General features: G+C 58.8%; 14 protein-coding genes and 1 pseudogene. 12 read left to right on the top strand and 3 right to left on the bottom strand.

Going from position 1 to position 13,661, the window contains the following annotated elements; genetic code table 11:
* Nucleotides 1–102: 102 nt before the first annotated feature.
* The 3 genes from IPK32_22660 (at nucleotide 103) to IPK32_22650 (ending at nucleotide 4,189) form a co-directional block, all read left to right on the top strand.
* Complete coding sequence (locus tag IPK32_22660; GenBank protein ID MBK8094691.1) at nucleotides 103–753, top strand: hypothetical protein; 651 nt, start codon at nucleotides 103–105, stop codon at nucleotides 751–753.
* A gap of 301 nt (nucleotides 754–1,054) precedes the next feature.
* Nucleotides 1,055–1,414 carry a hypothetical protein gene (locus IPK32_22655; GenBank protein MBK8094690.1) on the top strand — a complete coding sequence of 120 codons (360 nt, stop codon included), beginning with the start codon at nucleotides 1,055–1,057 and terminating at the stop codon, nucleotides 1,412–1,414.
* A gap of 168 nt (nucleotides 1,415–1,582) precedes the next feature.
* Nucleotides 1,583–4,189, top strand: coding sequence for a DUF4838 domain-containing protein (locus IPK32_22650; GenBank protein MBK8094689.1), 2,607 nt, complete (start codon nucleotides 1,583–1,585; stop codon nucleotides 4,187–4,189).
* Between the two features lie 9 nt (nucleotides 4,190–4,198).
* Here IPK32_22650 and IPK32_22645 read toward each other — a convergent pair whose 3' ends face one another.
* From IPK32_22645 to IPK32_22635, 3 genes are all read right to left on the bottom strand, one after another.
* Nucleotides 4,199–4,783 carry a hypothetical protein gene (locus IPK32_22645; protein MBK8094688.1) on the bottom strand — a complete coding sequence of 195 codons (585 nt, stop codon included), beginning with the start codon at nucleotides 4,781–4,783 and terminating at the stop codon, nucleotides 4,199–4,201.
* 203 nt (nucleotides 4,784–4,986) lie between these two features.
* Nucleotides 4,987–5,418 carry a PIN domain-containing protein gene (locus tag IPK32_22640; GenBank protein MBK8094687.1) on the bottom strand — a complete coding sequence of 144 codons (432 nt, stop codon included), beginning with the start codon at nucleotides 5,416–5,418 and terminating at the stop codon, nucleotides 4,987–4,989.
* An 8-nt stretch (nucleotides 5,419–5,426) separates the two neighbouring features.
* On the bottom strand, nucleotides 5,427–5,582 hold the full coding sequence (locus tag IPK32_22635; protein ID MBK8094686.1) for a hypothetical protein: 156 nt from the start codon (nucleotides 5,580–5,582) through the stop codon (nucleotides 5,427–5,429).
* A gap of 74 nt (nucleotides 5,583–5,656) precedes the next feature.
* On the opposite strand from IPK32_22635, the gene IPK32_22630 reads away from it, so the two are divergent.
* The 9 genes and pseudogenes from IPK32_22630 (at nucleotide 5,657) to atpC (ending at nucleotide 13,599) form a co-directional block, all read left to right on the top strand.
* Nucleotides 5,657–6,499 carry a hypothetical protein gene (locus IPK32_22630; GenBank protein ID MBK8094685.1) on the top strand — a complete coding sequence of 281 codons (843 nt, stop codon included), beginning with the start codon at nucleotides 5,657–5,659 and terminating at the stop codon, nucleotides 6,497–6,499.
* Between the two features lie 301 nt (nucleotides 6,500–6,800).
* Nucleotides 6,801–7,688 carry a F0F1 ATP synthase subunit A gene (gene atpB / locus IPK32_22625; protein ID MBK8094684.1) on the top strand — a complete coding sequence of 296 codons (888 nt, stop codon included), beginning with the start codon at nucleotides 6,801–6,803 and terminating at the stop codon, nucleotides 7,686–7,688.
* A gap of 87 nt (nucleotides 7,689–7,775) precedes the next feature.
* Nucleotides 7,776–8,024, top strand: coding sequence for an ATPase (locus IPK32_22620; GenBank protein ID MBK8094683.1), 249 nt, complete (start codon nucleotides 7,776–7,778; stop codon nucleotides 8,022–8,024).
* A 96-nt stretch (nucleotides 8,025–8,120) separates the two neighbouring features.
* On the top strand, nucleotides 8,121–8,660 hold the full coding sequence (gene atpF / locus IPK32_22615; GenBank protein MBK8094682.1) for a F0F1 ATP synthase subunit B: 540 nt from the start codon (nucleotides 8,121–8,123) through the stop codon (nucleotides 8,658–8,660).
* Nucleotides 8,661–8,696: 36 nt separating this feature from the next.
* Nucleotides 8,697–9,095: an ATP synthase F1 subunit delta gene (gene atpH / locus IPK32_22610; GenBank protein ID MBK8094681.1), complete on the top strand. Its 399-nt coding sequence runs from the start codon at nucleotides 8,697–8,699 to the stop codon at nucleotides 9,093–9,095.
* A gap of 45 nt (nucleotides 9,096–9,140) precedes the next feature.
* On the top strand, nucleotides 9,141–10,670 hold the full coding sequence (locus IPK32_22605; GenBank protein MBK8094680.1) for a F0F1 ATP synthase subunit alpha: 1,530 nt from the start codon (nucleotides 9,141–9,143) through the stop codon (nucleotides 10,668–10,670).
* Between the two features lie 40 nt (nucleotides 10,671–10,710).
* A complete protein-coding gene (gene atpG / locus IPK32_22600) occupies nucleotides 10,711–11,589 on the top strand; it encodes an ATP synthase F1 subunit gamma (protein ID MBK8094679.1) in 879 nt (292 codons plus the stop codon).
* Between the two features lie 36 nt (nucleotides 11,590–11,625).
* A pseudogene (gene atpD, locus IPK32_22595) lies at nucleotides 11,626–13,084 on the top strand (F0F1 ATP synthase subunit beta).
* A 98-nt stretch (nucleotides 13,085–13,182) separates the two neighbouring features.
* The gene (gene atpC, locus IPK32_22590; protein ID MBK8094678.1) at nucleotides 13,183–13,599 is read left to right on the top strand and encodes an ATP synthase F1 subunit epsilon; all 417 of its coding nucleotides are present in this window, start codon (nucleotides 13,183–13,185) and stop codon (nucleotides 13,597–13,599) included.
* Nucleotides 13,600–13,661: the final 62 nt, after the last annotated feature.

Raw genomic sequence — 13,661 nt, 5'->3', positions numbered from 1 at the left:
GCTCCTCAACCTAGCTTCGCAAGATACACAATATTCAGTGGACGAATTAGATTCTGCTGAGGTTTAATGAGGCAAATAAACGAAGTTCAATAAAACCTCCCAATGAACAGCGCTGACCTCGACGACCTGATCACACGCCTCGAAGATGAAATGCCTGATGACCCTGGCTTCCTTGGCATAATGATTCAGAGGCACGATTGGAGACCAATTTGGGCGCTTATTAAAGAGATTCAGGCTGGTTTTAGTGGTGGGGTTCGTTATCCGACCAAGCCGGACCGTGAAAGCGCATGGAAGCGTTTTTGCACACTTAGAAACGAGGCTTCACGCCGAGCGGATCTTGAAAAAAGCCATTTGAGATCGAAGTCCGAGCATCATCGAGACTACATTATGAGCGAGTGCAGGGGTATAGGCTGGTCTTCTTTCTCCGATGCGATCTTCTTTTTTGATCAGACTTCAGTCGAACAGATGAAGAGACGGGCGAAGTATCTCACGGACGTGATGCGCTATTTCTCGGAGCATAAGCATGAGATGCTCGGCCAGGAGAAGCAGGAGTGCCATGAACGCATTCAAGAAGTCAAAGAGGAGCACGAGAGATTTTGGGAGCAAAATCGTGAAGCCAAAGAAGCCAAACGTGATGAGCGTGCCGAACGCTGCCGCGCCAACCTTGAGCGAAACAGAGAGAAGTATGAGAAAGCATCTGGTGCCTTAGAACGCCTCAGAGACAAAGCTTCTGATCTAAGATCAAAAATTTGAGACTCGGATAGTGAGAAGTGGATTGGTATTTGGAGCGACTGGCTGTCCGAGGCGGAGACCAAAATTACTGACATCGAAGAACAGTTAGAGCGGCTCGACCAGTGGATAAAAGAAGATGAAGATAGACTAAATCAGCTTGGAGGGTAAATCGGGTCAGCCATGCAGCGAGCAACCGCCAGAGAGCTTGTGGGGTAGTAAATTGGTTTGCGCTGGAACCCGCCGTGCCAAGTGCTAATCCTTATCAGGCTCGGGCCGCCACTTTGTCTATGCGCCACCTGCGCTTAGACATCTAAATCAGCTTATGCCTCTCTTGCCGCCCTCAGAAATTCGCTCCGTTACCGGAGTTTCCGCAGAACAAATCGTTCAAATGCGCTCGTTCCTCCAAGGAGCCGTGTATTGCTGGGTGAAGAACCGTAGTGACGAACAGTTTGCACTTCGAGATCTTGTTGGTGGCGAAAATTTTGAATGGAGCGGCACACCACTTTATCCGCTTTTTGAGAAGCATTCTCTTCAGGGGAAGAATGACCCGAGCGCTGTTGCTGCAGCAGCCAAAGACGCAGGATGGCTGCTCAAAGCCGTTTTAAACGATGATAAAGGTACTTTTATCGTTGGTGATGCTGGTCTTGCGAACGGCTACAGGTGGGTAGGTAATGAGCCGTAAGCTACACCAGCCGCCCTTCAAAGCGAATTGCTACTAGCAATGATGAAGCTCATGGGCTGTCGTTTAACCACTATCTAGCCGTGATTCAGCACATCTTCGGTATGGCCCAAGTGCTCTGCCTTCAAAATATAACAGACCCACTCCTCTCCCTACGTTTCATTTCCCCACATGAAACCCCTCCTCGCGCTCTTCCTGACCCTCACCGCCGCGACCGCCGCTGACCTCACCTTGCTCGACGCGGGCAAGACGGACTACCAGATCGTCCTGCCGGATGCGGTGCCGACTCCGGCCATCGACGCGAGTCTTCAGCAGACGGCTCGATTGCTCCAGACGGCGTTTTTGGCGAACAAGGCGGAGATCGTGGTCGTGCGTGAAAAGGAGCGGGATGCTTCCAAACCGGCGTTGATGCTCGGGAACACGGTTTTGGCGCAGAAGAATGGCGTGGAGGTCACGAAGCTGCGGGATTGGAGCTATGTGCAGCGGGTGGTGGGGCGGGATGTGATCCTCGCGGGGAATGATCAGGCATCGAAGGCGAAGGTGGAGAATGCGCGGAGGCCGAACTGGGATCGCGTGGGCACGGCGAAGGCGGCGGTGGATTTTGCGCGGGAGTTTCTCGGCGTGCGCTTTCTGTATCCCGACCTGCCGGGCTACACGCCGGTGAGCGGCGCGGCGAAGATCGACCTCATGGCGTCGCCAGCCATCGAGTTTCTGCCGATGAAGACGATCACGGTGCCGGACACGCTGAACGTGACGAAGACGCCGCTGCTGCGCGTGAACTCGGCGCATCCGGCGGGCGCTTCGTTTTACGATCTCGCGCACAATCGCTTCCCGCGCGTGGATGAGCAGTTCGGCGGGCACACGTGGGAGCGAGCGGTGCCGGCGGAGTTGTTTGCGGAGCATCCGGAATACTTCGCGCTGATCAGCGGATCGCGTTTGAAGCCGGAGGGCAACGGGCAGTATTGCCTGTCGAATCCCGACGTGCAGGAGCGCATCTACCGCGACCTCGTTTCGCACCTGGAACGCGGCTTTGACAGCGTCGATCTCGGTCAGCCGGATGGTTTCCGCGAGTGCCAGTGCGAGAAATGCGAGGCGCTCTACGGCACGGGCAAGGACTGGTCGGAGAAGATCTGGATCTTCAACCGCGAGGTGGCGCAGCGCGTGGAGAAATCGCATCCCGACGGGCAGATCACGATGATGAGCTACATCCTCACCGCACAGCCGCCGAAGACGTTTAACCAATTTCCCGCGAACACCTGCATCATGCTCACCGGCACGAACGAGGAAGACATCGCCCCGTGGCGGGGCATCGAGGTGCCGCGCGGCTTCACCGGCTACGTTTACAATTGGTGCCCGAATCTCGGCAGGCGCTACACGCCGATGCGCACGCCGGGCTACATCGAGCTGCAGGTGCAAAGGCTCGCCGCCGCACGCATCCAGTCGCTGTATCGCGACGGCCCCGGCCAGCTCTTTGGCCTCGAAGGGCCGGTGTATTACACCATGGGCCGCATGTTTGATGATCCGGCGAACAACCACGCGAAGGACCTCATCCCCGAGTTCTGCGAGGGCGCGTTCCCGGACAAGAGCATCGCCTTCTACATGCGTGCCTTTTATGACGAGCTGTATCACGCCATCGCGCTCTACTCCGACCACATCGGCACGCGCACGGATGTGTGGACCTACAAGCCGCTGCCCACCGATGCTCGCGGACGCAAGACGGTGCAGGACCCGTTTCAGCTCATCGCCTTCCTCTACACGCCGCGCGTGCTCGCCGCGATGGAGGGCCACCTCGCGCAGTCCGAGCAACTCGCCCGCACGCCGAAGATCAAAACACGCCTCGCACTCGTCCGCGCCGAGTTTGATTACCTGAAGCACTTCGCGAAGGTCGTGCACCTGCATCAGGCCTGGCAGATGGCACCGGATCAACCGTCGCTGCATCGCCTACTCGATGCCATCGACGCGCGAAACGCCTTCATCGCCACGCTTTACGCCAAAGGGCATCAAAAGGAGTGGAACCACATCCTCTTCCCCTTTCCCGGCCACGACGCGAAGCACCTGCAACTCGCCCACGACGGCTACCAGGAGCCTTATGCCAACACTTGCTTCAACTGGGACACGAAAGCCATGCGCCACGCTCCGCCGCCCGGCCTTAAAAAGCTTACCATCGCCAAAACGACCGCCAAACTCACGCTCGACAGCCCCGAGTGGCAAACCGCCGCCGCGCACGAACTCACGCTCCTACCGCCCCTTCACACGCTGCCGCGTCCGACGACGATCCGCCTCCTCTACGACGAAAACGCCCTCCACCTCCGCGCCGAAGCCACGCTCGGCGATGAAACCAAGTTCACCGCCTTCAACCGCGACCGCATCCTCACCAACCAAGAAGCCATCGACCTCTACCTCGCCCCGAACCCCGCCCAACCACTCTTCTACCGCTTCACCCAAGGCGCCAACGCCGCCAGCCGATACGACGCCCTCAACGGCCGCATCACCGACGTCATGGACCCCCGCCACAGCAAAGACGACCCCACCTGGAATGGCGACTGGACCAGCGAAACCCGCGTCGATGCGAAAACGAAGCGCTGGCACGCCCACCTCGTGATTCCCTTCAAAACCCTCGGCGTCGAACCCCCAACCAAAGGCATCACCTGGAAAGCCAACTTCGGCCGCAACCATGCTTTACCGCGTGAGCAGGTGGACCGTGCGATTTGGTCCTCCTCACTCACCAGCACCCGCATGGAAGACACAAGCGTGATGGGCGAGATCGTGTTTGAGTGAGCGGGGCCATCAATCGATGCCAAAGTCTTCAATGAACCGCTTATCCTCTCCATAGGCCTCCTCCTTGAGTCCCAACTGCTCCATGACGATTTGTTTTACTTTGCTGGCAACCTCAGACTCAGGAACAGGACATGTGAGATGAGCTGCCAACTTCTCCAAAGTATCCACACTCTCGGGAATCCTATAGGTTCGATCTGCCCAAATCCAGCCTCCGAGAAACGCCACCATGCAGAGAGCCGCCAGCATCCACTGACCGGCGAAAAGACAAACCACCCCGGCTAGGAAGGACCATCCGGCCACCTTGCCGCCTGGGCCGTGCGGGATATTCCGTGGAATCGAGAATGGTGCGAGCCGCTTCCCCAGCTCTTTCCAATGGCTGATGCGGTGGTCGGCAAACAGCTCATTGAGGCTTTTGTCCGCTGGCACCTGCTTGTATCCCAGGCCTGCGAATGCATTCACCAGTATCGTTCGAGTGTCGAGGTGTTGCACTCGACGTCTCTCTTGCACAACAAAGTCGATCACATGCTGCGGTGTCCGCATTTTCTCTGCGGCGGAGTCGGGAATGCAGATCCCAAACTCCTCCTCGAAGGACATAACAAGCTCGACTGAGTCCATTCCCATGTCTTGGTATTCTTTGCAGGCTCATTGTTGTCAAACGACTAGAGCTACATGGATAGCGGCAGCCTGCTGTCGCTGAAGTCAGCTGGTGAACGAAAAACGCCTTCATCTGGCGCATGTGCGGAGCCTCCTCCCGTGCAGTTTCAAACAGCCCAAAGTTTTCCCTGCAAGGGCGGGCATCACGGGCAGGCAACCAAGCCCTCTGCAATGGCCAGTTTGCGTTGGGAGCGATCAAAGCTGACGAGATGGGTGACCCCAAGCTCCACGGCACAAGCGACGTGAATGATGTCCATGGTGCCAAAAGTGTCAGGACCGGTGTGGCGCATGCAGATGCGTTGTGCTGCGGGGTAAAGCCGAGCGCTGGAGACCTCACGCCGGACGAGGACACCGTCAGCGAGGGCGCGTTTGAGCAGATGCAAAGCGTCAATCGAATCCTGTTGGGCGACTGCATGCTGAAACACACTGCAGCGGATGGCATTTTCTGCTTCCAGCAGCACGAGGCGGCTCACATGCAAAACCGCCTTGCTGGAAGCCCACCACTTCCACGCTTTGGAGCCATTCGCATCGCCCAGGAAGGCTGAGACGAGAAAGCTGGCATTCGCAAAGTGCATGACGAGGATCAGCGTCCTTTGCGCAAATCACGAACGAGATCAGCGGCGCTCCATGAGCGGTCCGCGCCCTTTTTTTCGCAAGCCTGGCGGAACTGATCAAACACGGGAGCCGGGATACGGCTTGCACGTTTGGTGCGGGACTTGGGGGCCAGGGTGGATTTCACGCAGGGAAGATGATGGCGGAAGATGCTTTTGCAATCAGACGTTTATGCCTGCCTCCTCACTCACTAACTCCCACATGCTCCCCGACGACCAAGCCCGCCGCGCCTACTGGACTGAGCAGATGGAGGCGGGTTATGCCATCGTGCAGAAGCTCATCGAGTTTCCAGTGAAGGAATGCGGCGAGCGCTTTGCCTCGATCCCCGATGCCGCAGCGGCTGCAGGCGTGGAGATGCTGTTCTCCACGACGAAGATCGCGGGCGATCTCGACCGCGTTTATTTCCTGCGGCAGAGTTTGGTGCGTGATGTCATCAGCATCGGCCGCGAGATGAACGAGCGCGGGTGGATCTTGAAGATCGAGGACGCGTTTCGCTCGCTCGACATGCAGCGGCAGCTCGTGCGGAAGCCGTCGGTGTTCGACAACGTGCTCAAAAAGACCATGTGGGAGCTCGGCGGGCAGATTCCGACGCCGGAGATGATGTTCCGCCGCGCCATCGTGCTCACCGCAAACATGCCAAAGATCGGTGCGCACATGTCCGGCTCCGCCATCGACATCTCCGTATTCCGTCGAGACGACGGCACGGAGGTCTGGCGAGGCTTTCCCTACCTCGAGATGAGCGAGCACACGCCCATGCGCTCGCCGTTTGTCGCGCCGGAGCATGTCGCCACGCGGCTGGACATCTGCGCGATGATGGAAAAGCACGGCTTCATCCACTTCCCCTTCGAGTTTTGGCACTTCGACAAGGACGATGCCGGCATGCACATCCTCACCGGCAATCCCGCCCCCTGCCGCTTCGGCCCGGTGAACTGGGAACCGCGCACGAATGAGGTCACGCCCGTCGAAAACCCGCTGGAGTTGCTCAATCCGCTGCCGGTGATCGAAAAGGAGATCGCTGCGGCACTGGAGCGGGCCCGTGCGTGAGGAGATCGAGTCCTCGCGATGTCTCATTCATCAAGAAGAGGCTCGAAGTCCAAGAGAGGAGGGTTTTTGGCCAAAAGACCCTCTAAAAGAGCAGAAATGGCCCCAAAAGCTGGCGGGGGAGTCTGGGCCGAAATGCAGGGCTCTGGGGCATCTCGGCCTCCTTGGCCCAGGAATCACATGGGTGACCCTTTGGGCGTTTCAGAGGGGCCTTGTGAAAAATTTCACAAAAGGGCTTGCCGGTCAGGTTGACGGTGGCTAAGTGCGCGGCTCCCACCGCCAGGGACAGCCTTTTCGTACCACCATGCACTTGCCTGAACCGACCAGCTTTTTCTCCCCCGTGCTCGCCAACGTGAGCAGCAAGGCGGCAGAGTTGTTCGCAAAGGACGGCCTGTTAGCTTTCTTGACCAATTCGACGCTCGTGGCGCTTTGCGTGCTCGGGATCGTCCTCTGGTTCGCCCGTAAGGCGACGAAGAACATGTCGCTCATCCCGCACAAGGCGCAGAACTTCTTTGAGTTCATCATCGAGTTCCTCTACGGCCAAGTGGTGAACATCGTCGGCGAAAAGCAGGCGAAGCTGGCCTTCCCGCTGCTCGGCACCCTTTTCATCTACATCCTCGTTTCGAACTGGTTCGGCCTGCTTCCGGGCGTCGGCACCATCGGCTGGGGTGAATCGACGGGCTTTCTGTCCGTGAAAGCCGCTCACGACCCGCTTCTGCGTCCGCCGACGGCTGACTTGAATGCTACGGCTGGTATCGCTCTCTCCGCTTTCCTTGTCTGGCTCTTCCTTACCATCAAAGAAATCGGTATTTGGGGCTTCATCGTTCACACTTTCGGCCCCAAAGGTGGCCTGAAGGGCGTGATGGGGCTGATCGTGGCGCTTGTGTTCATGTTCGTCGGCGTGATCGAAATCGTCTCCATCGTGATCCGTCCGGTGACGCTCTCGATTCGTCTCTTTGGGAACATTTTCGCTGGTGAAAACGTGCTCCACATCATGAGCGACATGATGAACTCCAAGGGCCCGGTGATGAGCTTCCTCGGCAGCGTGGCGCTTCCGCTTCCCTTCTACTTCATGGAGCTGCTCGTCGGTCTGCTCCAGGCCATCGTGTTCACCCTCCTTTGCTCGGTTTACATCCAGCTTTCCACCACGCATGACGATCACGGTCATGAGGAAGGTGACGATCATCATTAATCTCTGAATTTGCCTGCGGGACCATGCGCAACGTGTGGACGCAGACGACACAACACCAACACCCAACTCAATAAAACTACTATGACAATGGAACTCCTCTCCATGGCCCAAGAAGCCGCCGCTCACGCAGCCCCTGCCGCCTCTGGCCTCACTGGCAACCTCACGATGGCCCTCGGTGGTGCTGGCGCCGCCATCGGCGTCGGTATGGTCGGCTCCAAGGCTGTGGAAGCCGTCGGTCGCAACCCAGGCGCTTTCGGTAACATCCTGACCCTCGGCATTATCGCCATGGCCCTAGCTGAAGGTCTCGGCATTATCGCCTACCTCGGCGGTCTGTAATTCTTGCCTTCCCGGTGGCGGGTCACTCCGCGTGATCCGCCACCACCCTTTCTCCCTCTCCTTTTCGTTCGTTTCCAGATCCATTTCGCTCCACCTATGATCACCAGCTTGCCCACCATCCTTGCCGCCGGCAAAGTTGACGCGCTTGTCGAGAAATTCGGCCTCGCCTGGCCCAAGTTCTTCGCCCAGGTGATCATCTTCTGGATCGTCTTCTCGATTCTCAAGAAATACGCCTTCGGCCCCATCCTCGGCATGCTGGAGCAGCGTCGTCAGCGCATCGCTGATGGTGAAGCGAAGCTCGAAAAGATCACCAAAGACGCGGCGGACGCCGCTAAGAACTCCCAGGCCATCCTCGACAAGGCGGAGGCTGATGCAGCCCGCCTCGTGAAGGAAGCCGATGAAGCCTCCAAGGCTCTCCAGGAACGCCGTCAGCAGGACGCCGTCGCCAGCGCCAATTCCATCCTCGCCAAGGCCCGTGAGGCCGCCGAACTCGAAAAAGAGCAGCTCATGTCCCAGTTGAAGCGCGAATTCGGCCGCATGGTCGCCGACGCTACCAGCCGCGTGACCGGCAAGGTGCTCAATTCCGACGATCAAGCTCGTCTCAACCAAGAAACCGCCGCCCAAGTCTCCGCTTAACCGCGCACTGAGAACTGCGAACCGAGAACTGCTCCGATGAAAATCTCCAAGGAAGCCCGCCGCACCTCCCGTCAGCTCTTCCGCGCCTGCATGGTGGAAGGGAAGCTCGACGAGTCCCGCGTTCGTACGGTGGTATCCGGCATCGCTAGCAGCAAGCCGCGTGGCTACATCGGCATGCTCGATGCCTTCTCCCGCCTCGTGGCGAATGAGGTCGATCGCCAGCGTGCGCAGGTCGAAAGCGCCTCCGCTTTGGCCCCCGCCACGCAATCCGAGCTCCAGGCCAGCCTTTCCAAGAAATACGGTCGCCAGCTCACCCTCGACTTCAGCGTGAACCCCGAGCTCCTCGGTGGCATCCGCGTCAAAGTCGGCTCCGACGTCTGGGACGGCAGCGTGAAGGCCCGTCTCGAAGGCCTCGCGAACTCACTCGCGGCCTAATTCACGATCCAAATCAAAAATCTTAAATCCTAAATCAAAAAACAGATGAGCAACATCCTCCAGGAAATCGAATCCCAAATCGCCGGCCTCAAGACCGCCGTCACGAAGTCCAATGTGGGCATCGTCCGTGAAATCGGCGACGGCGCCGCCAAGATTGAAGGCCTCAGCGATGTCATGCTCAATGAGATGATCGAGTTCCCCGGCGGCGTCTATGGCCTCGCCCTGAACCTCGAAGAAACCGAAGTCGGCTGCGTGCTTCTCGGCTCCGGTGAAAACGTCAAGGCGGGCGACGAAGTCAAGACCACCGGCCGCCTCCTCTCCGTGCCCGTCGGCAAATCGCTCCTCGGCCGCGTCGTGAACGCCCTCGGTCAGGCCATCGACGGCAAAGGCGAGATCAAGGGTGAAACCCAGTATCCCGTCGAAAAGCTCGCCCCTGGCATCATCGCCCGTAAGTCCGTGTCCGTCCCCGTGCAGACCGGCATCATGGCCATCGACGCCATGATCCCGATTGGCCGTGGTCAGCGTGAGTTGATCATCGGTGACCGCTCCACCGGCAAGACCACCATCGCCGTGGACACCATCATTTCCCAGGCGCAGCAAAACAAAGCTGCCGAGCAGGGCAAGCTCCAGGGTCACAAGCCCCTCTACTGCATCTACGTCGCCATCGGCCAGAAGCAGTCCAACATTGCCCGCGTCGTGAAGACCCTCGAAGACGCCGGCGCGATGGAATACACCACCATCGTCTCCGCCTCCGCTTCCGACTCTGCGGTGAACCAGTACCTCGCTCCGTATGCCGGTTGCGCCATTGGTGAGTGGTTCATGGATCAGGGCCAGGACGTGCTGATCGTCTTTGATGACCTTTCCAAGCAGGCCGTCGCCTACCGCCAGGTGTCCCTCATCCTGAAGCGCCCCTCCGGTCGTGAAGCCTATCCGGGTGACGTGTTCTATCTCCACTCCCGCCTTCTCGAGCGTTCCTGCCGCGTCAGCGAAAACTACGGCGGCGGCTCCATGACCGCTCTGCCCATCATCGAAACGCAGGCCGGTGACGTGTCCGCCTACATCCCGACGAACGTGATCTCCATCACCGACGGCCAGATCTTCCTCGAAACCGACCTTTTCTACCAAGGCATCCGCCCCGCCATCTCCGTCGGTCTTTCCGTCTCCCGCGTGGGTTCCGCCGCGCAGACGAAGGCCATCAAGAAGGTCTCCGGCACCACGAAGCTCGACCTCGCGCAGTTCCGCGAGCTCGCCGCCTTCGCCCAGTTCGGTTCTGACCTCGACGCCGGCACGAAAGCCAAGCTCGACCGCGGTGCTCGCATCGTGGAACTCTTCAAGCAGCAGCAGTATCAACCGAAGAGCCTCCCCATCATGGTCAGCACGCTTTACGCGATGCAGAAAGGCTACTTCGACAGCGTCGCCGTCGATCGCGTGAAGGAATTCCAGGCCAAGCTCGAAGACTACCTTAATACCCGCAAAGCCGACCTCATGGGCCAGCTCGCCAATGAGAAGGCCCTCGACAAGGTCGAAGAAGGCCTCAAATCCGCCCTCGACGACTTCAAAGCGTCCTGGAAATAAGTTTTCGGCACTCCGCCCTTAGCCCTCTGCTCTCCGCTCCATGCCATCTACACGCGACATCCGACGCCGAATCAAATCGGTCAAAAACACGGCCCAGATCACCAAGGCCATGCAGCTCGTCGCGGCCGCGAAGATGAAAAAAGCGCAGGATCAGGCCGCCAACGGCCGTCACTACGCCGAGATGCTGAACAAGATTCTCGTCAATCTGAAGGAGAAAGCCGAAGAAGGCCTCCACCCCTTCTTCAGCGAAGGAAAAGGCGGTAAAATCCTCGTTTTGCTCGTCTCCAGTGACAAAGGCCTCTGCGGAGCCCTGAACACGAATCTCTTCAAAAAGCTCATCACGACCGATTTCGGCACCGAAGACGTGGATTACGTCACCATCGGCAAAAAAGGCGTCCAGGCCATCAACCGCCTTCGCCGCCACCTGCTGGCCGATTTCCCCATCAAAGACCCCGCCAAATTCGCCGAGGTGCGTGGTGTTGGCCGATTCGTGCAGGAAAAATTCCTCTCAGGCGAGTACAAGAAGGTGCTCGTCGTCTTCAACAACTTCATCAACACCGTCACCGTCGTCCCCACCGTCGAGCAGATCCTGCCCGTCAATCCAGTGACACTCGGCGGCAAGCGTGATTTCGCCCCGCAGATCGAGACCGCGACTGCTACAACTGAGTACACCTTTGAGCCCAGCGCCGCTGTCGTCTTTGAGACCGTCCTTCCGCAGTATGTGAACGACACCGTGTATCAAATGGTGCTCGAATCCCGCGCCAGCGAGCACTCCAGCCGCATGGTGGCCATGAAGAACGCCACCGACAACGCCAAGCAGATGATCAAAGACCTCAGCCTCGAGTACAACAAGCTCCGCCAGGCCGCGATCACCAACGAACTCCTCGAAATCACGACAGCCAAGATGGCTCTGGAGTAATCCCAAGTTTCACATTCAAATTTCAAATCACCTAACATGAGCAACATCGGCAAAATCGTCCAAGTCATCGGTCCCGTCGTGGACGTGGATTTCTCCGCCTCCGGCAAGCTTCCGGCCATCTACAACGCCCTCGAAATCAACTTCGAGCAGGTCGGCAAGCCCGCACGCCTCACCTGCGAAGTGCAGAGCCATCTCGGAGACGGCTGGGTCCGCTCCATCGCCATGATTTCCACCGAAGGTCTCAAGCGCGGCATGGACGCTCTCGACACCGGCGGCCCGATCACCGTTCCTGTCGGCGAAGAAGTGCTCGGCCGTATCTTCAATGTCACCGGCGACGCCTGCGATGACCAAGCCGCCCCTGTCACCGAGAAGCGCTACGCTATCCACCGCGCCGCTCCTGCTCTCGTGGACCAGAATCCATCCGCTCAGATCCTCGAAACCGGCATCAAGGTCATCGACCTCATCTGCCCCTTCACCAAGGGTGGTAAAGTTGGCGCCTTCGGTGGTGCTGGCGTCGGCAAGACCGTCGTCATCATGGAGCTCATCAACAACATCGCCAAAGGCCACGGTGGTTACTCCGTGTTCGCCGGCGTGGGCGAGCGTATTTCGTGAAGGGAACGACCTTTACCACGAAATGATCGAGTCCGACGTCATCAAGGTGAAGAAGAACGGTCACGACATCGTGAAGAACGAGCAGGGTGGCTACATCAGCGAGCCCGGCTCCAAAGTGGCCCTCGTGTACGGCCAGATGAACGAGCCTCCCGGTGCCCGTCTCCGCGTCGCCCTCTCCGCCCTCTCCATGGCCGAGTACTTCCGCGACGAAAAGAACCAGGACGTGCTCTTCTTCGTCGATAACGTCTTCCGTTTCTCCCAGGCCGGTTCCGAAGTGTCCGCCCTTCTGGGCCGCACGCCTTCCGCCGTGGGTTACCAGCCCACCCTCGCCGCGGAAATGGGTCAGATGCAGGAGCGAATCACCTCCACGAAGACCGGTTCCATCACCTCCTTCCAGGCCGTGTACGTCCCTGCCGATGACTTGACTGACCCCGCCCCGGCCAACACCTTCGCTCACCTTGACTCCACCGTCGTGCTTGAGCGTTCCCTCGCCGAGCTGGGCATCTACCCTGCCGTCGATCCTCTTGCCTCCGTGTCCAAGGCCCTCGCGCCTGAAATCGTCGGTGAAGAGCACTACCGCGTCGCCCGTGGTGTGCAGCGCGTCCTTCAGCGCTACAAAGACCTCCAGGACATCATCGCCATTCTCGGCATGGACGAACTCAGCGAAGAAGACAAGCTCACCGTCTTCCGCGCTCGTAAGCTCCAGCGCTTCCTCTCCCAGCCCTTCCACGTCGCCGAAATCTTCACCGGCACCAAAGGCGAATACGTCAAAGTCAGCGACACCATCAAAGGCTTCGCCGAGATCCTCGACGGCAAGCACGACAGCGTCCCCGAAGCCAACTTCTACATGAAGGGCGGCATCGACACCGTGAAGAAAGCCTGATCAGACAAGTGCAGAAGTGCTCAGTTCTTAGTGCTCAGTCCCGAGCCACAAGATTTTCACTGAGCACTAAGCACTGAGCACTTTTCCCCGCCTCGCCCATGCCCCTTAAACTCGAAATCGTCACCCCAGAGGCCCGCATCTTTTCCGATGAGGTCGATACCGTCGTGCTTCCGGGTTACGAAGGCGAAATGGGCGTCCTCGCCGCGCATGCTAACCTTGTGACCACGCTGCTCCCTGGTGAGCTGCGCATCACCAAGGGCGGCAAAACGACCGAAATGGCCGTTGGCGAAGGTTTGGTGGAAGTCACAGGCACCGTCACCCGCATCCTGACCGACATGGCCATCGACGCGGACAAGATCGACGAAAAAGCTGCCGAAGAGGCCCTCGCCCGCGCCCAGAAGTCCCTCGCCGATCTCAAACCCGGCGATCAGCAGGAAGAAGTGGCCGCCGTCATGGCCGCTATCCAGCGTGCCAGCGCCCAGCTCCACCTCAAGCGTAAGCGCAAGACGGTCTGATCGGGTAAAGACGAGCCTACTGGCATAGATGCAAGGGCACCTCGCATCGTCGACAGTGATGT

Source organism: Verrucomicrobiaceae bacterium, assembly GCA_016713035.1.
In the GTDB taxonomy this organism is placed as follows: domain Bacteria; phylum Verrucomicrobiota; class Verrucomicrobiia; order Verrucomicrobiales; family Verrucomicrobiaceae; genus Prosthecobacter.
The sequence above is the reverse complement of the archived record's forward strand: the minus strand, read 5'-3'. Positions and strand labels throughout refer to the sequence as shown.

What these genes read in the sequence shown, in the direction of transcription:
- IPK32_22655 (MBK8094690.1), top strand. Translation starts at nt 1,055, where the DNA reads ATGCCTCTCTTGCCGCCCTCAGAAATTCGCTCCGTTACCGGAGTTTCC.
- atpB (MBK8094684.1), top strand. Translation starts at nt 6,801, where the DNA reads ATGCACTTGCCTGAACCGACCAGCTTTTTCTCCCCCGTGCTCGCCAAC.
- IPK32_22660 (MBK8094691.1), top strand. Translation starts at nt 103, where the DNA reads ATGAACAGCGCTGACCTCGACGACCTGATCACACGCCTCGAAGATGAA.
- IPK32_22645 (MBK8094688.1), bottom strand. Translation starts at nt 4,783, where the DNA reads ATGTCCTTCGAGGAGGAGTTTGGGATCTGCATTCCCGACTCCGCCGCA.
- IPK32_22620 (MBK8094683.1), top strand. Translation starts at nt 7,776, where the DNA reads ATGGAACTCCTCTCCATGGCCCAAGAAGCCGCCGCTCACGCAGCCCCT.
- atpG (MBK8094679.1), top strand. Translation starts at nt 10,711, where the DNA reads ATGCCATCTACACGCGACATCCGACGCCGAATCAAATCGGTCAAAAAC.
- IPK32_22640 (MBK8094687.1), bottom strand. Translation starts at nt 5,418, where the DNA reads ATGCACTTTGCGAATGCCAGCTTTCTCGTCTCAGCCTTCCTGGGCGAT.
- IPK32_22630 (MBK8094685.1), top strand. Translation starts at nt 5,657, where the DNA reads ATGCTCCCCGACGACCAAGCCCGCCGCGCCTACTGGACTGAGCAGATG.
- IPK32_22605 (MBK8094680.1), top strand. Translation starts at nt 9,141, where the DNA reads ATGAGCAACATCCTCCAGGAAATCGAATCCCAAATCGCCGGCCTCAAG.
- IPK32_22650 (MBK8094689.1), top strand. Translation starts at nt 1,583, where the DNA reads ATGAAACCCCTCCTCGCGCTCTTCCTGACCCTCACCGCCGCGACCGCC.
- atpF (MBK8094682.1), top strand. Translation starts at nt 8,121, where the DNA reads ATGATCACCAGCTTGCCCACCATCCTTGCCGCCGGCAAAGTTGACGCG.
- atpH (MBK8094681.1), top strand. Translation starts at nt 8,697, where the DNA reads ATGAAAATCTCCAAGGAAGCCCGCCGCACCTCCCGTCAGCTCTTCCGC.
- atpC (MBK8094678.1), top strand. Translation starts at nt 13,183, where the DNA reads ATGCCCCTTAAACTCGAAATCGTCACCCCAGAGGCCCGCATCTTTTCC.